We start from the raw sequence: 22,047 nt of genomic DNA, 5'->3' as shown, positions 1-22,047 counted from the left end.
TGCGTGTGGGTCCCACCCCGCACGATGCGCCGCGACGGCCCCTCTACCGATTGCGGCAACTCCGGTACCCGCAGAACACACGAAAGACGAACCACGTGGCAAACATCAAGTCGCAGATCAAGCGCATCCGCACCAACCTGAAGGCGCAGGAGCGCAACAAGGCCGTGAAGAGCGAGCTCAAGACCGTCATCACCGCCACCCGCAAGGCCGTCGCCGAGGGCGACAAGGAGAAGGCCACCGCCGCCCTCCGCGTCGCGACCCGCAAGCTCGACAAGGCCGTGAGCAAGGGCGTGATCCACAAGAACCAGGCCGCGAACCGCAAGTCGGCCATCGCGAAGCAGGTCGCCGCGCTCTGATCAGAGCATCCTCCGAAGGCCCCGCACCGAACGGTGCGGGGCCTTCGTCGTTCCGGTTGCGGCGGCTCAGGCGAGGGCGCGACCGCGTGAGGCGATGATGCCGACGAGTCGTTCCAGCGCGAAGACCGGGTCGCGCTCGGCGCCCTTCACGGCGGCATCGGCCGCAGCGAGGGCCTGCACGGCGACGCCGAGTCCCTCGTCGCTCCACCCTCCGAGGTCGCGGCGCGCACGGTCGACCTGCCATGGCGCGAGACCGAGCGACGACGCCGACGCGCCGCGCGAGCCCGCGACCTTCGCCATGGTGCGGATCTTCATGGCGAAGGCCGCGACGATCGGTACGGGGTCGGCGCCCGAGTCGAGTGCGTGCCGGAGCGCGATGAGGGCCTCGCCGTGACGGCCGGCGATCGCCGCGTCGGCGACCTCGAAGGCGCTGGTCTCGACGCGGCCGCCGTAGTACTTGCGCACGGTCGCCTCGTCGATGTCGCCCGAGGCGTCGGCGATGAGCTGCCGGCACGCTGCCGCGAGTTCGCCGAGGTCGTCGCTGAAGGCGCCCACGAGGGCGCGCAGCGCGGCCGGGGCGATGCGCCGGCCGGCGAGCCGGAACTCGGCCGCCGCGAAGTCCTGCTTGTCGGCGTCGCGCTTGAGCTCGGCGCAGACGACCTCGATCCCGCCGCCCTCGCCGGCGCGGAGCGCATCGAGCAGCTTCTTGCCGCGGTTGCCCCCGCGATGGCGGAGCACGACGGTCGTGCCCTCGGCCGGCGCGGCGAGGTACTCGAGGGCGTCGAGCAGGAATTCGTCGCTGGACTTCTCGACGCCTGCGACCCGGATGAGCCGCGGCTCGCCGAACAACGACGGGCTGGCGAGCGTCAGCAAGGTGCCACGCGTGTAGCCGTCGGCCTCGAGGTCGCTCACCTCGAGTGACGGGTCCTCGGCGCGGAGTGTCTCGCGCAGCATCGTGAGGGCTCGCTCAGCGAGCACGTCTTCACCGCCGGAGACCAGGACGATGGGTGCCGGCCGTGCTTCGCTCCATGCCAGCTGCGGGATCGCGGTCTTCGACGACCTGCTGGTGCCCTGTCGTGCCGCCACCGCGCTCCTTCCGTCGTGCCGGTCCAGTCTACGGAGCGCCGGCGACACCGGCGTCGCGTTCGGCCCACAGCGCGAACCCGCCCTCCACGACCTGCAGCGCCGCATCGCCCGCCACGTCGCTCCGCACCGGCGCCGTTCGCGCATCGTCGAGCAGGTCGAGCAGTGATGCCGTCGGGTGCCCGTACCCGTTCTCCGCTCCCACGCCGATGAGCCCGACGGATGCCGCGAGCTCGCGGTAGAGGTCGGCACTCTGGTCGGCGCTGCCGTGATGCGCCACCTTCACGAGATCCACCTGCGGCAGGTCCGTCGATCGCCGCATCGCGTCCTGCGCCTCACGACCGAGGTCGCCGAGGAAGATCGCCCGGTATCCGGGGGCGATGAGATGGAGGACGACGCTCGCGTCGTTGCCCGGAGCGGCGCCGGCCCGCGGCCACACCACGCGCCAGCGGGCATCGCCGAGCGTGCCGGTCGCACCGGCGCCGACCTCGTCGTGCGTCGCGCCCCCGTCGAGCAGCGGTTCCAGCGCACGGCGGGAGCGCGCGCCGTCGAGCGGTCCGTGCAGGACGGTCCCGACCCTCCCCGCGAGGGCGGCCGTGCCCGTGACGTGGTCGGCGTCCCAGTGCGTGAGCACGACGAGGTCGATGCGGTCGACGCCGGCGTTCGCGAGACAGCGGTCGAGGGCATCGGCATCGGGGCCGGCGTCGACGAGCATCACCGCCCCGGCGCTCCGGACGAGGACGGCGTCACCCTGGCCGACGTCGCATTGCCAGACGTCCCATGAGGCCGGGCGGGACGCGTTCGCGACGATCGTCGGACCAGCAGCGGAACCGAGCGGGACGGCGACGCTGAGGCAGAGCACGACGCACGCGACCCGCCGTATCCCGCGCCGGAGGGTCGGGCGCGCGGTCGGCCCCGGGGCGAGCACCAGCACGAGACCGGCCGCGGTGGCCGCCGCGACGAGCGATGCCCCACCGACGTCCGGTGGCCACGGCACGCCGGTGAGCGGCATCCGCTCGACGCCGCGCGCAAGGAGGGCGATCCACGACGCCGGCACCCACGCCACCTGCAACGCAGCGAGTCCGGCGGATGGAAGCACCGGCGACAGCAGGCACCCCAAGAGGCCCGCCATGGTCGCGATCGGCGCGGCGGGTGCGGCCAGGAGGTTCGCCGGCACGCCGTACACCGGGATCACGGGTTCGAGCAGCACGAGCACGGGTTGGCAGGCGAGCTGGGCTGCGACGGGGATCGCCGTCACGGTGGCGAGAGGTCGCGGCATCCACCTCGCGAGCGCGATCGCGAGCGGCCCCGAGAGCAGCACGAGTCCCGCCGTCGCACACGCCGAGAGGGCGAAGCCCGCGTCGGAGGCGTACCACGGGTCGATCGCGAGGAGCGCGACGACCGCGAGGCCGAGTGCGGGGACCCCGCCGGCCGCGCGGGCCGTCGCGCAGGCCGTGAGCACGACGATCGCCATCGCCGAGGCGCGGACCACGCTCGCCTCGGGGGTCACGAGGGCGACGAATCCGCCCAGCGCGACGAGGGCGACGACGACCCGAGCAGGGCGCGGCAGCCCGGCGAGCCCGGCGAGCCAGAAGGCGAACGCCGTGATGATGGCGCAGTTCGCTCCCGAGACCGCGGTGAGGTGGGTGAGCGACGCGGTGGTCATCGCCGTGCGCAGGTCGTCGGCGACGCGCGAGGTGTCGCCGATCGCGAGACCCGGCACGAGCGAGCCGCCGTCGCCGCCGAGCCCGGCGGATGCGTCCGCCAGCCCAGCGCGCAGCGGGTGGGTCCAGGCGAGCGCCGCAGGCGCCGCGCCGGCCCCGACGAGCGTCGACGCCGTGAGGCGGTACGCCGCGCGCGAGCCGGCCGGCAACTCCGACAGCCGCCCCTCGACGACGAGGGTCGACCCGAACCCCGCGCCGCCGACGTCGCCGGGCGTCGACAGGTCGAGGCGCACCGAGGGGACCTCGATCATCCCGGCTCCGGAGTCGCCGCTCGAGAGGGCGAGCAGCGTCGCGGCGGCTCGCAGCCGTGGTTCGCCCGACCAGGGCGTCGCGTTCGCGGGCCGCGGTGCGGCGTCCAGCCGTACGCTGGCGCGGACCACCTCGCGCGCCGAGGCCGCCGCAGCGACGACCTCGGGATGACGGCGCTCGAGCGCACCCCACGCCGACGTGGCGACGATGCCCGCAGCCGTCGCGGCGAGGAGGACCGCCGCAACCGCCTCGGTCCGAAACCTGCGGGCGCGGCCGACGGCATCGGAGCCGCCGCGCCCGCCGCGGATGCGCCCGCCGACGAGCAGGAGGGTCGCGAACGAGAGCCCGGCGAGACCCCATGAGACGGTCGGAGCGATCCAGCTCGGCACGCCGGAATCGGGCAGGGTCGTCGCGAGCCACGCGGTCGCCCAGGCGACGACGGCGGGGCCCAACAGGCGGACGTCGTGCCCCCGCACTCAGAGGCTCACGAGGTCGACGAGCCCCGAGTACACGGCATCGCCGATGCCCGCGACCTCCATCAGTTGCGAGACGTCGGTGAACGGTCCGTTCGCCTCGCGCCAGTCGATGATGCGCTGTGCCAGTGCCGGCCCGATCCGGGGGAGGGTGTCGAGGCCCGCGACATCCGCCCGGTTGATGCTGACCCGGCCGCCCGGGCCGCTCGAGCCGCTCCCTCCGCCTGCGGGGCCGGAGCCGACCGGCGGCGCCACCTCGCCCTCTCGCGGAACGACCAACTGCTCGCCGTCGGCGAGCAGTCGCGCCAGGTTCACACCGCCCGGGTCGGCGTCGTCGACGAGGCCGCCGGCCCCGGCGATCGCATCGACGACACGCGCGCCCGTCGTCAGTTCGACGATGCCCGGCTCGGCGACCGCGCCGAGCACGTGGACCAGGATCGTCGGCGCCCCGGCATCGCCCGGACCGGTCGACGCGTCGCCGTCGACGACCCGCCCCGACGTCGAACCGTCGCCGGCCCCGCCGCCGCCGTCGACGCGCACGATCTCTCCCTGCGCTCCCCCACCGCCGGCCCCGATCGAGAGGACCGCGGAGACGGCGACCGCGGCGACGAAGAGCACGACGGCCGCGCCGACCGCGACGCGAGCCCGCGGTCGAGCTCGCGAGCCGGCGAGCGGGGCGAGCGCATCAGCGCGGGGTCCATCGGTCACGCACCGACGCTACGGTCGCCGCACGGCCATCGTCGGCGCCGCCGTGCCGTGCGCATGCCGTCCGCCGAGCCCTCCCGATGTGGAGGAGGACTCGGCCCCGCGACGGACCTAGCCGCGAGTGGCGATGTTGACGAGCTTTGGCGCACGCACGATGACGTTCACGATCTCGCGCTCGCCGACCGAACGCGTCACCGCGGCCGAGGCCCGCGCGAGCGATTCGAGCTCATCGGCGCCGATCTTCGGCGAGACCTCGAGCCGGTCGCGGACCTTGCCGTCGACCTGCACGATCGCCGTGACCGACTCCTCGACGAGGAGCGCGGGGTCGGCCTTGCGCCACACGACGTTCGCGACCGTCGGCTCGTAGCCGAGCCGCTCCCACATGTCCTCCGCCGTGTACGGTGCGAACAGGTCGAGGACCATGGCCGTGACCTCGGCGGCTTCGCGGACGGCCGCGTCGCCCGCGCCGGGCCCGGAATCGATGGCCTTGCGAGTGGCGTTCACGAGCTCCATGAGGCGCGCCACGATGACATTGAACTTGAACGACTCGGCCAGGCCCGGGGCATCGGCGAGCAGCCGGTGGGTGATCCGGCGCAGCGCCGGGTCGCCCGACTTCCACTCCACGTCGGGGCTCGAGGTGACCTCGCCCGAGATGCGCCACGCACGCGCGAGGAACTTCGCGGCGCCGACCGGCGACACGTCGGCCCAGTCGATGTCGTCCTCGGGCGGGCCCGCGAACGCCAGCGTGACGCGCAGCGCGTCGGCACCGTGCGCCGACAGCTCCGACGCGAACTCGACCAAGTTGCCCTTGGACTTCGACATCTTGGTGCCGTCCATGATGACCATGCCCTGGTTGAGCAGCGACGTGAACGGCTCGGTGAACCCGAGGTAGCCGAGGTCGAAGAGCACCTTCGTGACGAAGCGCGAGTAGAGCAGGTGCAGGATGGCGTGCTCGACGCCGCCGACGTACTGGTCGACGGGCATCCACTTCTCGGCCTCGGCCGGGTCGAACGCCTTCTCGTCGTCGCTCGGGTTCAGGTAGCGCAGGTAGTACCACGAGCTGTCGACGAACGTGTCCATCGTGTCCGAGTCGCGACGCGCGTCGCGCCCGCAGTTCGGGCACGTCGCGCGCGCCCACTCCTCGGCGGCGCCGAGCGGGCTCGCACCCTTGGGGCTGAGGTCGAGCCCCGCGGCATCCGGCAGCCGGACCGGCAGGTCGGCCTCGGGCACCGGCACCTCGCCGCAGTGCTCGCAGTGGATGATCGGGATCGGGGTGCCCCAGTACCGCTGGCGGGAGATGAGCCAGTCGCGCAGACGGAAGTTCTTCGCGGCGCGACCGACGCCGCGCTCCTCGAGGATCTCGATCGCGCGTCGGATCGCGTTGGTCTTGCTCAGGCCGTTCAGGGGCCCCGAGTTCGTCAGCCGGCCCTCGCCCGCGAGGGCGATGCCCGTGCCGGCGGGGTCGAGCGCGGGCAGGTCGTCGAGCGGCAGCGGCACGCCGTGCTCGTCGACCGGGATCACGGGGATCACCCCGGTGACGGCCGCGTTGGTGTCGACGACCACGCGGACGGGCAGCTCGAAGGCGCGCGCGAAGTCGAGGTCGCGCTGGTCGTGCGCGGGGACCGCCATGATCGCGCCGTGGCCGTAGTCGGCCAGCACGTAGTCGGCGGCCCAGATCGGCAGCCGCTCGCCGTTCAGCGGGTTCGTCGCGTAGCGCTCGAGGAACACGCCGGTCTTCGGCCGATCGGTCGAGAGTCGGTCGATGTCGCTCTCGGCCCGCACCGACTCGAGGTACCCCTCGAACCGGGCGCGCACCTCGTCGGAGGCGCCGGCCGCGAGCTCCTCGGCCAGCGCCGAGTCGGGTGCGACGACCATGAACGTCGCACCGTAGAGCGTGTCAGGGCGCGTCGTGAAGACGGTGACCGGCTCGTCGCGACCCTCGATGGCGAAGTCGACGTCGGCGCCCGAAGAACGGCCGATCCAGTTGCGCTGCATGGTCAGGACCTTGTTCGGCCACTTGCCCTCGAGCTGGTTCAGGTCGTCGAGCAGGCGGTCGGCGTAGTCGGTGACGCGGAAGTACCACTGGGTCAGCGCCTTCTTCGTGACGACGAACCCGCAGCGCTCGCAGTGGCCGTCGACGACCTGCTCGTTCGCGAGCACGGTCTGGTCGTTGGGGCACCAGTTGACCTGGCCGGCCTTGCGGTACGCGATGCCCTTCTCGTACAGCTTCAGGAACAGCCACTGGTTCCACTTGTAGTACTCGGGGTCGCTCGTGTGGAGCTCCCGCGTCCAGTCGAACGACGGGGCGTACTGCTTGAACGAGCGCTTCTGCTGCTCGATGTTGGCGTAGGTCCACGCCTTCGGGTCGGCGCCGCGCTTGATCGCCGCGTTCTCGGCGGGCAGGCCGAAGGAGTCCCACCCGATCGGGTGCAGCACGTCGAAGCCCTGGTGGCGCCAGTACCGCGCAGCGGCGTCGCCGAAGCCGAACGCCTCGGCGTGGCCCATGTGCAGGTCGCCCGACGGGTACGGGAACATGTCGAGGATGTACTTGCGGGGACGCGTGTCACCCGGCTGCGCCGCGCGGAACGGCTCGAGCTCCTCCCACACCGGACCCCACTTCGCCTGGATCGCGGCGAAGTCGTAGGTGCCTGCCTCGGCCTGGGGGGTGTCCTGCTCGTGTGCCACGTGACTCTCAATCGTGATGCGCGGGGGTCGGGCGACTCGCCCGGATGCGGGCGCGCACGACGGGCGCCCGAGGATCAAGCCTACTCAATGCCCGGAGCGGTGCGTCGGGCGTTCGCGCCGGGCGCACCGGTCGGGTGGTCGCCGTCGGCACGCCCCGTCCACGGGCCCGGCGACACGCCCCCGAGCGCGGCGATGAGCGCGCGCGCCTTCACCCGGGTCTCCTCGACCTCCTCGTCCGGGTCGGAGAGCGCGGTGATCCCGCCGCCCGTGCCGATCGACGCCCCGTCGGGCGTCAGCACGATCGAGCGGATCACCATGGCGAGGTCGGCGGTGCCGTCGACCCCGAGGCATCCGAACGCCCCGGAGTAGACCCCGCGCGGTCCGTGCTCGAGCCCGTGCAGGATCGTCATGGCCGACAGCTTCGGCGCGCCCGTCATCGACCCGGCGGGGAAGGCCGAGCGTACGGCGTCGAGGGCGGTGAGCGGATGCCGCAGGCGCGCCGTCACGGTCGAGACGAGCTGGTGCACGTGCGGGTACTCCTCGACCTCCAGCAGGTGCGGCACGCGGACGGTGCCGAGCTCGGCGATGCGGCCGAGGTCGTTGCGCATGAGGTCGACGATCATGAGGTTCTCCGCGCGCTCCTTCTCGCTGGCGTGGAGCTCGGCGCGGAGCGCGGCATCCGTCGCCGGATCGGCCGACCGCGGCCGCGTGCCCTTCATCGGCTTCGTCGAGACCGTGCCTCCGCGCTCGACGAGGAGGAACTGCTCGGGCGACGCGCTGAGCAGTGCGATGTCGTCGATGCGCACGAGACCGCCGTGGTGGCTCGGGCTCGAGGCGCGGAGCGCGAGGTAGGCGGCGATCGGGTCGGGCCGCACGTCGACCTCGACCCGGTTGGTGAGGCACAGCTGGTAGGCGTCGCCACGCGTGATCGCCGCCTTGCACTCGGCGATCATGCGGCGGTACTCCTCGGGCGAGTGGCGCCAGCGCGTCCGGGCGGGCGCCGCCATCGCTGCTGCGGCGCGCGACCGATCGTCGACGGATGCCCCGGCCGAGCCGATCTCCCCGATCCGCACCGTCGTCCGCCGAATCCACCGGTCGGTGCCGGCCGATCGTCCGGCCTCGCCCTCGATCCACTCCAGGCGAACCGTCCGCGCGGCGTGCTCGAAGACGACCACGCGATCGGCGAGGAAGAACGCCGCATCCGGCGCTGCCGAGTCCGCTGCCGGCACGCCGAGCGTCCGCGCGCCGAACTCGTACCCGAACCAGCCGTGCCACCCGACGGCCGCGCGATCGCCGTGCCGACCGGGGTCGGGCTCGAGGCCGCCGATCTCCGCGCCCAGCGCCGCGTACACCGCATCCGGGTCGGCGTCGCGACCCGCTCGAACGACGGGCGCGTCGCCGTCGGCCACGGCGATGACGCTGCGCCCGGTGGTCGCGTCGTCGCCGCCGTCGAGCCAGGCCACGCGGGCGGCATCCGCCGCGAGGGCGAGGAACACCGACCGCGGATCGCGCCACTCGGGCAGCACCGTGCTGCGGATTCGTCGCGGCATCCCCTCAGCCTAGGGCCGCGCCGCGCTCGGACGGGACGCGACGCCGGGCGCGGTCCGTGGGCACCCGCCAGACGTCTCAGGATGGGCGGGGCCCCCGGTCAACGGGGCGAGCCGGCGGCGAGTTCGATCGACCGGTCCACGAGCCCCGCCGGCGCACCCGTGTGGGAGATCAGCAGCACCGTCCGCTCGTCGCCGGCCGCTCCGAGCAAGTCCCGGAGCAGGGCGTCGGCCTGCGCCGGGTCGACGCTCGCCGTCGGCTCGTCGAGAACGAGCACGGGGAAGTCGGCGAGCATCGCCCGCGCCAGCGCGATGCGCTGCGCCTGACCGCCGGAGACGAGGGCGCCGCGCTCGCCGACCCGCGCGTCGAGCCCTCCGCGTTCGGCCACCCACTCCCCGAGGCCGACGCGGGCGAGCACCTCGAGCAGTTCCGCGTCGGTCGCGGTGTCGCGCGCGAAGACCAGGTTCTGGCGCAGGTCCTCGTCGAAGAGCCACGGCCGCTGCTCGACGAGTCCGACCCTGGTGCGGACCTGCCTCGGGTCGAGGTCGCGCGCCTCGACGTCGTCGAGTCGATACGAACCGCCGTACTCGAGGAAGCGGACGAGCAGGTGCGCGAGCGTCGTCTTGCCCGCGCCCGACGGACCGCTGACCAGCACCCGCTCCCCCGGCTCGAGATCGAGGTCGAGGGGCGCGAGCGATGGCCGGGCGGATGCCGCGGCACCCTCCGTCGCCTCGTCGACGCCGATCGCCGGCCATCGCGCGCTCGCACCGCGGAGGCGGATCGCGGGAACCCGTCGTGCGGTCGGCGTGCGGACCGACGCAGCGTCGTCGTCGACGGCGACGGGCCGTGCCGGAATCTCGGCCGGGACCGTCGCCGGGACCGCATCAGCCACACGACGCGCACTCGCACGCACCACGCGGAACGAGCCCACGGCGACCGGGATCGCGGCGGCGACCTCGGCGATCGCGAGCGGGACGAGGCAGAGGACGGCGAACGTGGGCCCGTCGATCCGCCCGCCCTCGAGCAGCGGCTGCGCGGCGCCGAGGCTCGCCGCCGCGGCGAAGGCCCCGACGGCGCTCATTGCGGCCGCCGCGAAACCGATCGCCGACGCACGGGCACGGGTGGCACGTTCGAGTCTGCGGCCGAGCGATCGGATGCGCTCGCGACCGGCGTCGGCCGCGTCGAACGCCACGAGCACGTCGAGCGCTTGCACGTGCTCGACGATCGCCGCCTGCAGCTCGCCGCGGAGCGGCGCGAGCCGATCGTCCGCGCGGGCGGCGAGCAGCGCCTGCGCGATCGCGGCGCCCCCGATGCCGAGCACCAGGACGACGCCCACGGCCGCAGCGGCGCCGGGCGCGAGCCACGCGAGCCCGGCGAGGGCGGCGACGAGCACCACGATCGCGCTCGCGACGGGCTGCACGATCCGGAGCGACACGTTCTGCAGCTCGTCGACGTCTCCGACGAAGCGCGAGAGGAGGTCGCCCCGCCGCGAGGAGGTGAGCCCGTCAGGCGCGAGCGGAAGCATCCGCTCGAACACCCCGACCCGGATCTCGGCGAGCTGCCGGAACGCGGCGTCGTGGCCGGCGAGTCGTTCGAGGTACCGGAACACCGCCCGCCCGATCGCGAACGCGCGCACCCCGACGACGCCGAGCGAGAGGAACAGGATGGGCGGCTGCTCGGCGGCTCGCGCGATCAGCCAGGCGCTGGAGGCGAGCAGCGCGACGCTCGAGAGCCCCGCGAGCACTCCCAGCAGCACGGACGGCAGGAGGCGGCGCACCGGCGGGACGGCCTGCCGGAGGACGGAACGGGAACGATCAGGCACGGACGACCTCCCGGAGCCGCACGACGCGATCGGCCGCGCCGCCGAGCCCTTCGCGATGCGTCGTGACGATCACGATCCGGCCGGATCGCGCGAACTCCCTGAGCGCCACGGCCATCGCCTGTTCCCGCTCCGGATCGAGCGCGGACGTGGGTTCGTCGAGGAGGACGAGCGGCGCGTCGGTCGCGAGCGCACGATGGATCGCTCGCGCCACCGCCACCCGCTGCGCCTGCCCTCCGGAGAGTCCGGCACCGGATGGTCCGAGCGGCATCGAGGCGTCGACGTCGACGCCGGCCACGGCGAACGCTCGCACGACCAGGTCCGGGTCGGCGTCCTCCGAGCCGAGGCGGACGTTCTCCGCGACCGTGCCCTCGACGAGTTGCGGCGACTGTCCCGCCCAGGCGACGTGCCGTCGTGTTCCCGCGCCGAGTGCGACGCCGTCGAGCTCGAGCTCGCCGGCGCGATCGGCGAACCCGAGCATCGCGGCGAGCACGGAGGACTTCCCGGAGCCGCTCGCACCCGTCAGTGCGACGAGCTCGCCGCGCTCGGCTTCGAGGTGGAGCGGCGCGCACACGGGCGTCCCGTCCCGCACGACGACGAGATCGCGGACGCGCAGGCCGTTCTCCGCGTCGGCTGCGCTCCGGCCCGCGTCGTCGGATGCCGCGGCATCCGCTCGGTGCGGCGACGCCACCGTCGGCACGTCCTCGAGGAGGTCAAGGGCATCCTTCGAGGCCTCGAGCCCGGCCGTCGCGGAGTGGAATGCGGCGCCGACGTTCCGCACGGGCAGGAAGACGTCCGGCGCGAGGACCAGGACGAAGAGCCCGGGCGCGAACGCCATGTCGCCCGCGACGAGCCGCAGCCCGATCGAGACCGCGACGAGCGCGACCGAGAGGCTCCCGGCGAGTTCGAGCGTGAACCCGGAGAGGAAGGTCACGCGCAAGACCTTCATCGTGCTCGACCGGTACTCGTCGGTGACCGTGCGGATCCGACGCGCCTGTCGCTCGGCGCGACCGAAGACCATGAGCGTCGACAGCCCCCCGAGCACCTCGAGGAACCCGCGGGACAGCGCCTGAAGCCGGTCCCACTGGCGTCGCTGCACGACCTCGGTCGCCATTCCGATGAGCGCCATGAATACCGGGACGAGCGGCAGCACGATGACCAGGATCAGTCCGGAGACCCAGTCCGCGCCCCACGCGGCGACGACGAGCACGGGCGTCGCGATCGCCGTCAGCACGAGTTGCGGGAGGTAGCGCCCGAAGTACTCGTCGAGCGCGTCGAGTCCCGGCCCGAGCAGCGTCGCGGCGCGCGCGGTCGTGACGCCCCGCCGTCCGGCCCGGTCCTCGAGTCGCCTCAGCAGCGCGTCGCGCAGCTCGGCCTTGACGCGCATCGCCCCGGCCGAGCCCAGCCACTCCCACAACCAGCCCGCGAGGGCGCGAACGGATGCCGCCGCCACGAGCACGAGCACGGTGGCACCGCCGGGCGACTCGCCCTCGATGAGGCCGACGACGAGCGTGGACAGCGCCCACGCGAATGCGACCGTCGCGCCCGCCTGGAGCAGCGCGAGCGCGCCGCCCGCGGCGATGAAGCCGCGTGCGGCGCGCGAGCGCCGGAGCAGTCTGGGATCGAGGGGGCGCACGTCAGTGCGCTGCGGCGTCGATCGTCTGCCGCGTGACGCGCTTGCGGAACACCCAGTAGGTCCAACCCTGGTAGGCGACGATGAGCGGCAGGAAGATCAGCGCGGTCCAGCTCATCACCGTGAGCGTGTACGGGGTGCTGGACGCGTTCTCGATCGTGAGGCTGTTCGCCGGGTCGTTCGATGCCGGCATGACGTCCGGGAACAGCGCCGCGAACAGGGCGAACACCGCCGCCCCGATCGTCACGGCCATCAGGGTGAACGCGACCCGCTCCGCGCCGCGGCCGTTCGCGAGCCACGAACCGATCAGCGCCAGCGCGGCGACCGCCGCGAGGCCCCAGAACCAGGCCGTGCCGTGGGCGAACCCGGTCCAGACGAGGAACGCTGCGGCGACCACGATCGTGATGAGCCCCGCCCGCGTCGCGAGGCGACGCGCACGCTGACGGATGTCGCCATCCGTCTTGAGCGCGACGAACACCACCCCGTGGGTGAAGAACAGCATCAGGGTCGTGAGCCCGCCGAGCAGGGCGTACGGGTTCAGCAGGTCGAACAGCGTGCCCGTGTAGTTGTGGTCGGCGTCGAGCGGCACGCCCTGCACGATGTTCGCGAACGCGACGCCCCAGAGGAGGGCGGGCACGGCCGAGCCGACGATGATCATCCAGTCGAAGCGCCGCTTCCACGCGTCCTCCGGGCGCTGGTGCCGGTACTCGAACGAGACGCCGCGTGCGATGAGCGCCAGCAGGATCAGCAGCAGCGCGAGGTAGAACCCCGAGAACAGGGTCGCGTACCACTCGGGGAACGCCGCGAACAGCGCCGCGCCGGCCACGATGACCCAGGTCTCGTTGAGGTCCCAGACCGGGCCGATGGTGTTGATGAGGACCCGACGGTCGGTGTCGTCCTTCCCGAGGAAGGGCAGCGACATTCCGACGCCGAAGTCGAACCCGTCGAGCACGAAGTAGCCGACGAACAGGAAGGCGACGATCCAGAACCAGAGCACTGCGAGATCCATGTCCGTGTCCTCCTAGTAGACCGTTGCGGTGTGTTCGACCTTGCCCGTCTCCGGGTCGGGCGGCGCGATCTCCGGCGGGCCCTTCCGGATCGCCCGGACGATGAGCTTCACCTCGACGACGGCGAGGATGCCGTAGATGAGCGTGAACGCGACGAGCGAGATGAGCACGTCGAGGCCGGTGACGTTCGGCGAGACCGCCGACTCGGTGGGCAGCAGGCTGAAGACGATCCATGGTTGCCGGCCCATCTCGGTGAAGACCCAGCCCACGATCATCGCGGCGAGCGAGAGCGGGAAGCTCCACACGGCGACGGTCCAGACCCAGCGCTGCTTCGGCATCCGGTCGCCCCGGGTGAGCCACAGCCCGACGAGTGCGATGAGGACGTGCAGCACGCCGAGGCCGATCATCCAGCGGAAGGCCCAGTACGTGACCCAGATGATCGGCGCGTAGTCGCCCGGGCCGTAGAGCTCGGTGTACTGCGCCTGCAGGTCGTTGATGCCCTCCACGCACCCGTCGAGTGAGTGCGTCGACAGCAGCGAGAGCAGGTACGGGACGCGGATGGAGAAGAGCTCGCTCGTGCCGTCGGGCGTGCCGAGCGTGAACAGCGAGAACGAGGCATCCGCCCCGCAGACCGTGTCGTAGGTCGCCTCGGCCGCGGCCATCTTCATCGGTTGCGTCGCGACCATGGCGAGGCTCAGCTGGTCGCCGAAGAACGTGGTGAGCGCTCCGGAGATGAGCATGCCCCAGAGGCCGAACTTCAGGGCGGGTCGCATGGTGTCGAGGTGCTGGTTGCGCGCGAGATGCCAGGCGGCCGCGCTGATGATGAGGCCGGAACTGACCATGAACGAGGCCGCGATCGTGTGCGGGAACGCCGCGAGCGCGACCGGGTTGGTCAGGAGCGCCCAGATGTCGACGAGTTCCGCGCGCCCGCGCTCGGCGTTCATCTCGTAGCCGACCGGGTTCTGCATGAACGCGTTCGCCGCGATGATGAAGTACGCCGAGAGGATGGTGCCGATCGCCGTCGCCCAGATCGTGGCGAGGTGCAGCTTCTGGGGCAGGCGGTTCCAGCCGAAGATCCAGAGCCCGATGAAGGTCGCCTCGAGGAAGAACGCGAGCAGGCCCTCGAGTGCCAGCGGAGCGCCGAACACGTCGCCGACGAAGCGCGAGTACTCCGACCAGTTCATGCCGAACTGGAACTCCTGCACGATGCCGGTCACGACGCCCATCGCGAAGTTGATGAGGAAGATGGTGCCGAAGAACCGCGTGATGCGCAGGTACTCGACCTTTCCCGTGCGCACCCAGGCGGTCTGGAAGATCGCCGCGGAGGTCGCGAGCCCGATCGTGATCGGGACGAACAGGAAGTGGTAGACCGTGGTGAGACCGAACTGCCACCTGGCGAGCAGGAGCGGATCGAGCAACTCGTTCACGCGGGGCCCCTTTCATGGGAACGATCGTCGACGCGATTCTTCTACAGAGCGTAGAGCATGTTTTCTACACGATGTAGAACCATTGGGCCCTTGCGCGGTATCCTCGACCTATGGCAGGTCTCGGCGAGCTGGAGCGCTCCGTGATGGAGCAGCTCTGGATGACCGATTCGGCGCTCACCGCGAACGAGGTCCGAGACCGGCTGGCGCTCGTGTCGGCGCCCGGACACGGCCCCGCGACGACGACGGTGCTGACCGTCCTCTCCCGCCTCGAGCGCAAGGGGTTCGTCGGGCGCAGCCGCGACACGAGGCCCCATCGGTACAGCGCCCTCCTCTCGCGCGCGGAGCACACGGCCGAGCTCATGCACGAGGTGCTCTCCTCGTCGTCGGACCGCGACGCCGCCCTCGCACGATTCGTCGGCACCGTGAGCGCCGGCGAGGCGAACACGCTGCGCCGCCTGCTCGACGACCTGGTGCGCCACTGACGTGATCGCCGCCGCCCTGGCGCTCGGCGCCCTCGCCCTCGCGCTCGCGTGGCCCGTGCCCGTCGCGCTGTCCCGCGCCGAGTGGCCCGCCCGCTCCCCCGCCACGGCGCTCGCGCTCTGGCAGGGCATCGCCCTCGGCGGCGGCCTCTCGATGATCGGCGCACTCCTGGCGTTCGGCGCATCACCCGCGGGTTCGCTGTCCGCCGCGGCGACCGCGCTGCTTCCCGTCCTCGACGCCGGACCGATCCCCGACGGGTTCGGGGTCGTCCACCTCGCCGCACTCACGCTCGCCGTCGGGCTCGCGGTGCACCTCGCCCTCAACCTCGGCACGACCGCCGTCCGAGCGGAGCGCACCCGGCGCCGCCAGCACCGGCTGATCGACCTGCTCGCGAGCCCCGCCAACGACTCGACCGGAGCGCGCGTGCTCTCGCATCCAGTGCCCGTCGCCTACTGCGTCCCCGGATTCCGCACGGCCACCGTCGTCACCGACGGACTCGTCGACCTCCTCGACGAGGACGAGCTGCGTGCGGTCGTCGGCCACGAGCGCGCGCACCTCGACCAGCTGCACCACCTCGTGCTGCTCGCGTTCCGTGCCTGGCACGCCGCGCTGCCATGGTTCCCGATCGCGAACCGCGCCGAACGATCCGTCGCGACGCTCACCGAGATGCTCGCCGACGACGCACCCCGACGCAGGGTGGGCCTCGAGCCGTTGCGCACGGCCCTGCTCAGGGTCGGTGGTTCGGGCGCCGCCGCGGCGTACGGGACCTCGCCGATCGACGCCGTCGATCCCGACGAGCGCGTGCTCGAACGCCGCCTGGCCCGCCTCGAGGCCGACCTGCACCCGCTCGACGCTCGCGCGCGGAACGCGACCTGGCTGCTCGCGACCGGGATCGTCGCCGTTCCCGTCTGCGTCCTCGCGGCGATCGCATTCTGATCGACTTCCCTGCCTCAGCCCATAGGCTCTGAACCGTGAACGAGCTGCTCGACGGCATCCTCGCGACGGTGCAGGGCGTCGACCCCGTCGTGCGGACGCTGCTCGCCGGGCTCGGCATCCTGCTCGAGACGTCGGTCCTGGTCGGCCTCATCGTGCCGGGCGACACGATCGTCCTCGTCGCCGCGACCGGTGTCGAGGGCGCGGTCGAATTCGTCGCGCTCGCCATCGCGGTCATCATCGGGGCGCTCGCGGGCGAGAGCATCGGCTTCGCGCTCGGCCGATGGTTCGGCCCGCACATCCAGCACTCGCGACTCGGTCGCCGCATCGGCGAGCACAACTGGCACCGGGCGCAGCGCTACCTCGCGCGGCGCGGCGGACCGGCGGTCTTCATCTCGCGGTTCCTTCCGGTGCTGCACTCGCTCGTCCCGCTCACCGTGGGCATGAGCGACATGACCTACCGGCGGTTCATGGCGTGGACCACGCCGGCGTGCATCATCTGGTCGTTCGCCTACGTCGGCGTCGGCTCGGCGGCCGCCGGCGGCTATCGCGAGCTCAGCGAGAACCTGCACTGGGCGGGCTACCTCTTCGTCGGCGCCATCGTCCTGTTCCTCGTGCTCGCCTGGCTCGGCAAGAAGCTCCTGCTCCGACTCGAGGCACGGCACATGACGGATGCCGCCGCACCGGCGCCGCACCCCGCGGTCCCGCCGCACATCTCGCCGGCGGACACGGCGGAGGGGCCGGCCGCCGGAGCGACCGACCCCTCACGCGAGGACACCGTCCCCTAGAACAGCGACTGCTCCGCGAGCCAGTCGCTTGCGATCTGGTCCGCGGACTGCTGCTCGTTGACGCTCAGGGAGTTCAGCGCCACGAGGTCCTCCGCGGTGAGCGCAGCGCTCACCGTGTCGATGATCTCGGCGATGTCGTCGGTCACCTTCTCGCTCACGACGGGCACGACGTTCGACGCCAGGAAGAGCCCCTCCGGGTCCTCGAGCGTCACGAGGTCGTTCGCCGCGATGTTCGGGTCGGCGCTGTAGATGTTGACCATCTGCACCTGGTCGTCGACCAGCGCCTTGAGGGTGAGCGGCCCGCCGCTGTCCTCGATCGGCGTGAACGCCACGTCGACGCCGTACACCGACTTCAGGCCCTCGGGCCCGTACGGCCGGGTCTCGAGCTCGGAGTTGCCGCCGAGCGTGATCGGCGTCGTGACGTCGGCGAGGTCGGCGAGGCTCGTGACGCCGTTCTCCTCGGAGAACGCCTTCGTCACGTTGTACGAGTCCTGGTCGGTGGCCGGCGACTGGTCGAGCACGCGCAGCCCGTCGGGCAGCGAGGTGGAGAGTTCGGCGTAGACGTCGTCGCTCGTCGTGGCCGTCGTGTCGGGCACGTAGTACTGGAGGAGGTTGCCCGTGTACTCGGGGAACACGTCGATCGCGCCCGACTCGATCTCGGGGATGTACACCTCGCGCTGGCCGATGCGGAACTGCCGATCGACGGTGTAGCCGTTCTCCTCGAGTGCCTGGGCGTAGATCTCGGCGATGATCTCGTTCGAGTAGTAGTCCTGCGAACCCACGACGATGGTCTCGCCCGTGGCCCCGCCGTCACCCGATCCGCTGTCGAGCGGATCGCCCGATGCACACCCTGCCAGGGCCACTGTCGCCCCGACCGCGACCGCTGCGAGCGCAACGAGCCGGCCTTTTCCTGCTGTGATCATTCCTGATTCCCTTCGGTGTTGGGTCGCCCCACGACCGTTCGCGACCGGGTCGGCCTCGAACGGAGCTCTGCGGTTCGCGTCGCACGGACGCCGGCGGGGACGACGACGCGCTGCGTGAGCGCGAAGCATCCGTCGATGACGAGGGCGAGGAGGATCACGAGGATCGACCCGCCGAGCATCTCGCCGTAGTCGCGGGTCTTCAGCCCCGCGAAGATGAAGCGGCCGAGGCCCTCGTCGGCGATGTACGCCGCCAGGGTCGCGGTCGCGATGATCTGGAGCGTCGCCGAACGGATGCCGCCGACGACGATCGGCATGCCGAGCGGAAGCTCGACCTTGCCGACGACCTGCAGCTCGCGCATGCCCATCGCCCGGGCGGCGTCGATGGTGCGCCGGTCGACCGACTCGAATCCGGCGTAGGCGCCCGCGAGCAGCGGCGGGATCGCGAGGATGACGAGCGAGATGATCGGGGCCGCGAGCCCGATCCCGATCCAGATGCCGAAGAGGGTCAGCACGCCGAGGGTGGGCAGTGCGCGAAGACCCCCGGAGATCATCACCGCGGGTTCGCGCCCGCGGCCGGTGTGGCCGACGAGCGCGCCGATCGGCAGCGCGATGGCGGAGGCGATCACGAGCACGAGGGCGGAGACCCAGAGGTGCTCGGCGATCCGTTGCGGGATGCTGCCGGGTCCGGTCCAGTTCGCGGGGTCGGCCAGCCAGGCGAACGCGTCGAGGAAGAGGTTCACGCCGTCTCCCTCCGGATGCGCCGGGAGGCTGCGACCCCTCCGTTCGACGCCGCGGGCCGGGTCCACGGCATCAGGAGTCGACCCAGCATCACGCTGAGCGCGTCGAGCCCGAGCGCGAGCACGATCGTCGCGACGATGCCGGTGATGATCTCGACCTGGATGCCGCGCTGGAAGCCGTCGGTGAACAGGCTGCCGAGGCTCTGCACCCCGATCACCGCGCCGACGGTGGCGAGGCTCACGGTGCTCACGATCACGACGCGGAGTCCCGAGAGCAGCACCGGCCCGGCCAGCGGCAGCTCGACGCCCCAGAACCTGCCGGTCGTCGAGTAGCCGACGGCGGTCGCCGACTGGCGGATGTCGCGCTCGACCGAGTCGAACGCGTCGGCGGAGGTGCGCACGATGACGGCGATGCCGTACAGCGTGAGTGCGATGACGAGGTTCACCGGGGATCGCAGGCTGAGGCCGGTGAACGCCGGCAGGGCGATGAACAGCGCGAGCGAGGGGATGGCGTAGAGGAGTCCGCACAGCGACAGCAGAACGCCCCTCGACCACCGGTAGCGGTGGGCGAGCCAGCCGATCGGCACGGAGACCACGAAGCTCAGTATGATCGCCGGCACCGACAACGCGAGGTGGACGAGCATGAGTTCCCCGACGAGGTCGAGGTTCGACCAGAGCCAGTTCACGGGGCCAGGACTCCCGCCGCCCGGCCGTCGGCGTCGACGACGACCCGACGGCCGTCGACCTCGGTGAGGTGGAGCGCCCGCTTGCCGCGGTCGGCACCCACGAAGTCGGCGACGAACGCGTCGGCCGGATGCGCGAGGATCTCGGCGGGCGAGGCCGCCTGCGAGATCAGCCCGCCCTGCTGCATGATCACCACCTGGTCGCCGAGCAGGAACGCCTCGTCGATGTCGTGCGTCACGAAGACGACCGTCTTGCCGAGCTCCTCCTGGAGCCGGAGGAGCTCCTGCTGCAGTTCCGCGCGGACGATGGGGTCGACGGCGCCGAACGGCTCGTCCATGAGCAGGATGTTCGGGTCGACGGCCAGGCCGCGGGCGACCCCGACGCGCTGCTGCTGGCCCCCCGACAGCTGCGCCGGGTACTTGTCGGCGAGCGACCGGTCGAGCCCGACGGTGTCGAGCAGTTCGAGTGCTCGAGCGTGTGCGGCACGCCGAGACTCGCCACGGAGCAGGGGCACCGTCGCGACGTTGTCGATCACCTTCCGGTGCGGCAGGAGCCCGGAGTTCTGCATGACGTAGCCGATGCCGCGTCGCAGCCGCACCGGGTCGACCGTCGCGACATCCGTGCCGTCGATGAGCACCTGCCCGGCGGTCGGGTCGACCATCCGGTTGATCATCCGGAGCAACGTCGTCTTGCCGGATCCGGACGAGCCGACGAGGACCGTCGTCTTGCGGGGCGGTATGACGATGTCCACGTCGTGCACGGCGACCGTGCCGTCGGGGAACTGCTTGGTGACGCCGCGGAACTCGATCATGCTGCCTCTCCGTCGGTCCCGAGCGCCGACCGGCGCCGCATCCCCCAGCCAAACACCTCCGCCGCGGCGGAGCAACGGGGGGCGCGGCGGTTCGCCGCTGATGTTCAGGCTGCGGGGGCGGCGGCGAGCTGGTCGGCGAGGTGCCGACCGAGGTAGTCGCGCACCACGCGGTGCGCCTCGTCGAGGTACCGTGCGTCACCGGCGGCGTCGCGGACGAACGCGCGGTGGATGAGCGTCGCGCCGATCTCGAGGGCGATGCCGAGCCGGAGCCGGACCTCGGGGTCGTCGATCACGCCGAAGTCGTGCTCGAGGAGCCGTGCGACGCGGTGCGCGATCTCGGGCTCGCCGTCGAGTTCCGACGCCTCGCGCGGGGCGGAGTACACCACGGCGAACCCCGGCTCCTCGCGGTAGAGGTCGGCGCACACGTCGAGCGCGAGGTCGATGACGTCCCACCAGGCGGCGAGCTCCGCGACGTCGACGGCCTCGGCCAGCCGCTCGCGGAAGCGCCGGACGCTCCGCTCGCGAAGGGCGTGGAGCACCGCGACGCGGTCGGGGAAGTACCGGTACACGGTGCCGATGGAGGCGCCGGCCCGTTCGGCGACCATCTGCGTGGTCAGCCGCTCGAATCCGAGCTCGTCGACGATCTCGGCGGCGGCATCCAGCAGTGCGTCGAGCCGTTGGGAGCTGCGTCGCTGCGTGGGCTCGGTTCGCACCGAGCGCCTCCGCCCGTGATCGGCCCCCAGGATCAGGTCGATGTTCGGCACGGGTCCTCCTTGTTCGCCGGACCACTCTACCCGGGACCGAGCGGAAGTCCCGCCTTCGGGGGGCGGCGGGTTTGGCTTCGACGCGCGGGTACGTGAAAGACTGGCGTGATGCCGGTGAGTTCCCCCGACCCGGCCGGTCCCCGGCGTCGGCCGGCCCGGCACGGTGCCGCACGCGCCGAGGACTGGATCCACGACGTCCGCGAACGGTGGGCGCGCAGCCGTGGTCACGTGCCCACGGTGGTTCCGTACACCGGATACGGCTCCACGGAATGGGTGCGCGTGCTCTGCCGCGTGCTCCTCTCGAAGCCGATCCGGCCGGACGACACGTCCAAGCGCCGCCGTCAGCGGCGTGAGCAGGGCATCCGGGGGTGGCGGAGCTTCACGAGCGTTCCGGTCGGCGACGTACCGGTGACCATCGAGGTCGGAGGCGAGCGGATCGAGGTCCTCGCGGACCGCGGCGGCGTCGTCGACACGAAGATCCCGGTGCACCTGGAGCCCGGGTGGAACCACGTCGTGCTCCACACGCACGGCGCCGAGCCCGTCGAGGCGCCCATCCGGGTCGTCGGACCCGACGTCGACTTCGGGATCATCTCCGACGTCGACGACACCGTCATGGTCACCGCCCTCCCCCGGCCGTTCGTGGCGGCGTGGAACACGTTCGTCCTCGACGAGCACGCGCGCAGCCCCACTCCGGGCATGGCGGTGCTGTACGAGCGCCTCGCGCGTCGCCATCCGGGCTCGCCGGTGATCTACCTCTCGACGGGTGCGTGGAACGTCGCCCCCACGCTCACCCGGTTCCTCTCCCGCAACCTCTATCCGGCCGGCCCCCTGCTGCTCACCGACTGGGGCCCGACCCACGATCGATGGTTCCGCAGCGGACGCGAGCACAAGACCGACAACCTCAGTCGCCTCGCGGATGAGTTCCCGAACGTCCGCTGGCTCATGATCGGCGACGACGGGCAGCACGACGAGGAACTCTACGCGGCCTTCGCGCGCGAGCATCCGGACAACGTCGCGGCGATCGCGATCCGCGAGCTCTCGCCCGGCGAGGCCGTCCTCGCGGGTGGGCGCACGAAGTCGGAGCAGCACGGCGCCGACGTGCCGTGGGTCTCCGCGAGCGACGGTGCGACGCTCGCCGACCGGCTCTCCGACGTCGGGATGCTCTGAGGCCGTCGCACCCGCGCCCGGATCACTCCGCGGCCGGCCCGGCCGACCGGA

19 protein-coding genes are annotated in these 22,047 nt (G+C 72.1%); 5 read left to right on the top strand and 14 right to left on the bottom strand.

The genetic code is table 11. The annotated features are described in order from the left end of the window. The first annotated feature begins 95 nt into the window (after positions 1-95). Complete coding sequence (rpsT, locus tag ACSJD1_RS13900; RefSeq protein WP_129235614.1) at positions 96-356, top strand: 30S ribosomal protein S20; 261 nt, start codon at positions 96-98, stop codon at positions 354-356. 66 nt (positions 357-422) lie between these two features. Here the strand turns inward: rpsT and holA are convergent, their stop codons facing one another. The 9 genes from holA to ACSJD1_RS13855 all read right to left on the bottom strand — a co-directional run bounded on the left by holA (position 423) and on the right by ACSJD1_RS13855 (position 14,709). Then, positions 423-1,442, bottom strand: coding sequence for a DNA polymerase III subunit delta (gene holA, locus ACSJD1_RS13895; protein ID WP_438855879.1), 1,020 nt, complete (start codon positions 1,440-1,442; stop codon positions 423-425). Positions 1,443-1,470: 28 nt separating this feature from the next. Then, entirely contained in the window at positions 1,471-3,864 is a 2,394-nt protein-coding gene (locus ACSJD1_RS13890; RefSeq protein ID WP_438855878.1) for a ComEC/Rec2 family competence protein, read from the bottom strand. Between the two features lie 24 nt (positions 3,865-3,888). Continuing rightward, positions 3,889-4,593: a helix-hairpin-helix domain-containing protein gene (locus ACSJD1_RS13885; protein WP_438855877.1), complete on the bottom strand. Its 705-nt coding sequence runs from the start codon at positions 4,591-4,593 to the stop codon at positions 3,889-3,891. A gap of 108 nt (positions 4,594-4,701) precedes the next feature. Further along, positions 4,702-7,275 (bottom strand): leucine--tRNA ligase, encoded by a 2,574-nt coding sequence (gene leuS, locus ACSJD1_RS13880; protein WP_438855876.1) that lies wholly within the window; start codon positions 7,273-7,275, stop codon positions 4,702-4,704. A gap of 80 nt (positions 7,276-7,355) precedes the next feature. Next, the gene (gene pabB / locus ACSJD1_RS13875) at positions 7,356-8,825 is read right to left on the bottom strand and encodes an aminodeoxychorismate synthase component I (RefSeq protein ID WP_438855875.1); all 1,470 of its coding nucleotides are present in this window, start codon (positions 8,823-8,825) and stop codon (positions 7,356-7,358) included. Positions 8,826-8,923: 98 nt separating this feature from the next. After that, positions 8,924-10,645: a thiol reductant ABC exporter subunit CydC gene (gene cydC / locus ACSJD1_RS13870; protein ID WP_438855874.1), complete on the bottom strand. Its 1,722-nt coding sequence runs from the start codon at positions 10,643-10,645 to the stop codon at positions 8,924-8,926. Beyond that, a complete protein-coding gene (cydD, locus tag ACSJD1_RS13865) occupies positions 10,638-12,278 on the bottom strand; it encodes a thiol reductant ABC exporter subunit CydD (RefSeq protein ID WP_438855873.1) in 1,641 nt (546 codons plus the stop codon). Before cydD ends, cydC begins: the two co-directional genes overlap by 8 nt. A gap of 1 nt (position 12,279) precedes the next feature. Further along, positions 12,280-13,284 (bottom strand): cytochrome d ubiquinol oxidase subunit II, encoded by a 1,005-nt coding sequence (cydB, locus tag ACSJD1_RS13860; protein ID WP_438855872.1) that lies wholly within the window; start codon positions 13,282-13,284, stop codon positions 12,280-12,282. Between the two features lie 12 nt (positions 13,285-13,296). Continuing rightward, positions 13,297-14,709, bottom strand: coding sequence for a cytochrome ubiquinol oxidase subunit I (locus tag ACSJD1_RS13855; RefSeq protein ID WP_438855871.1), 1,413 nt, complete (start codon positions 14,707-14,709; stop codon positions 13,297-13,299). A gap of 110 nt (positions 14,710-14,819) precedes the next feature. On the opposite strand from ACSJD1_RS13855, the gene ACSJD1_RS13850 reads away from it, so the two are divergent. The 3 genes from ACSJD1_RS13850 to ACSJD1_RS13840 are packed head-to-tail and all read left to right on the top strand — an operon-like array spanning position 14,820 to position 16,910. Continuing rightward, positions 14,820-15,191 carry a BlaI/MecI/CopY family transcriptional regulator gene (locus ACSJD1_RS13850; RefSeq protein ID WP_438855870.1) on the top strand — a complete coding sequence of 124 codons (372 nt, stop codon included), beginning with the start codon at positions 14,820-14,822 and terminating at the stop codon, positions 15,189-15,191. A 1-nt stretch (position 15,192) separates the two neighbouring features. Further along, positions 15,193-16,125 (top strand): M56 family metallopeptidase, encoded by a 933-nt coding sequence (locus ACSJD1_RS13845; RefSeq protein ID WP_438855869.1) that lies wholly within the window; start codon positions 15,193-15,195, stop codon positions 16,123-16,125. A 35-nt stretch (positions 16,126-16,160) separates the two neighbouring features. Next, the gene (locus ACSJD1_RS13840) at positions 16,161-16,910 is read left to right on the top strand and encodes a DedA family protein (RefSeq protein WP_438855868.1); all 750 of its coding nucleotides are present in this window, start codon (positions 16,161-16,163) and stop codon (positions 16,908-16,910) included. Here the strand turns inward: ACSJD1_RS13840 and ACSJD1_RS13835 are convergent. The 5 genes from ACSJD1_RS13835 to ACSJD1_RS13815 all read right to left on the bottom strand — a co-directional run bounded on the left by ACSJD1_RS13835 (position 16,907) and on the right by ACSJD1_RS13815 (position 20,829). Then, entirely contained in the window at positions 16,907-17,833 is a 927-nt protein-coding gene (locus ACSJD1_RS13835; RefSeq protein ID WP_438855867.1) for an ABC transporter substrate-binding protein, read from the bottom strand. The genes ACSJD1_RS13840 and ACSJD1_RS13835 overlap by 4 nt on opposite strands. Continuing rightward, positions 17,830-18,573, bottom strand: coding sequence for an ABC transporter permease (locus ACSJD1_RS13830; protein ID WP_438855866.1), 744 nt, complete (start codon positions 18,571-18,573; stop codon positions 17,830-17,832). Before ACSJD1_RS13830 ends, ACSJD1_RS13835 begins: the two co-directional genes overlap by 4 nt. After that, the gene (locus tag ACSJD1_RS13825; protein WP_438855865.1) at positions 18,570-19,256 is read right to left on the bottom strand and encodes an ABC transporter permease; all 687 of its coding nucleotides are present in this window, start codon (positions 19,254-19,256) and stop codon (positions 18,570-18,572) included. Before ACSJD1_RS13825 ends, ACSJD1_RS13830 begins: the two co-directional genes overlap by 4 nt. Further along, on the bottom strand, positions 19,253-20,065 hold the full coding sequence (locus tag ACSJD1_RS13820; protein ID WP_438855864.1) for an ABC transporter ATP-binding protein: 813 nt from the start codon (positions 20,063-20,065) through the stop codon (positions 19,253-19,255). The genes ACSJD1_RS13825 and ACSJD1_RS13820 overlap by 4 nt, the downstream gene beginning before the upstream one ends. Positions 20,066-20,169: 104 nt before the next feature. Beyond that, the gene (locus ACSJD1_RS13815) at positions 20,170-20,829 is read right to left on the bottom strand and encodes a TetR family transcriptional regulator (protein ID WP_438855863.1); all 660 of its coding nucleotides are present in this window, start codon (positions 20,827-20,829) and stop codon (positions 20,170-20,172) included. A 108-nt stretch (positions 20,830-20,937) separates the two neighbouring features. On the opposite strand from ACSJD1_RS13815, the gene ACSJD1_RS13810 reads away from it, so the two are divergent. Next, complete coding sequence (locus ACSJD1_RS13810; protein ID WP_438855862.1) at positions 20,938-21,996, top strand: App1 family protein; 1,059 nt, start codon at positions 20,938-20,940, stop codon at positions 21,994-21,996. The last annotated feature ends 51 nt before the right edge of the window (positions 21,997-22,047 follow it).

Origin of the sequence: Agromyces excoecariae (assembly GCF_051715505.1) — a bacterium.
GTDB lineage: Bacteria > Actinomycetota > Actinomycetes > Actinomycetales > Microbacteriaceae > Agromyces.
The sequence above is the reverse complement of the archived record's forward strand: the minus strand, read 5'-3'. Positions and strand labels throughout refer to the sequence as shown.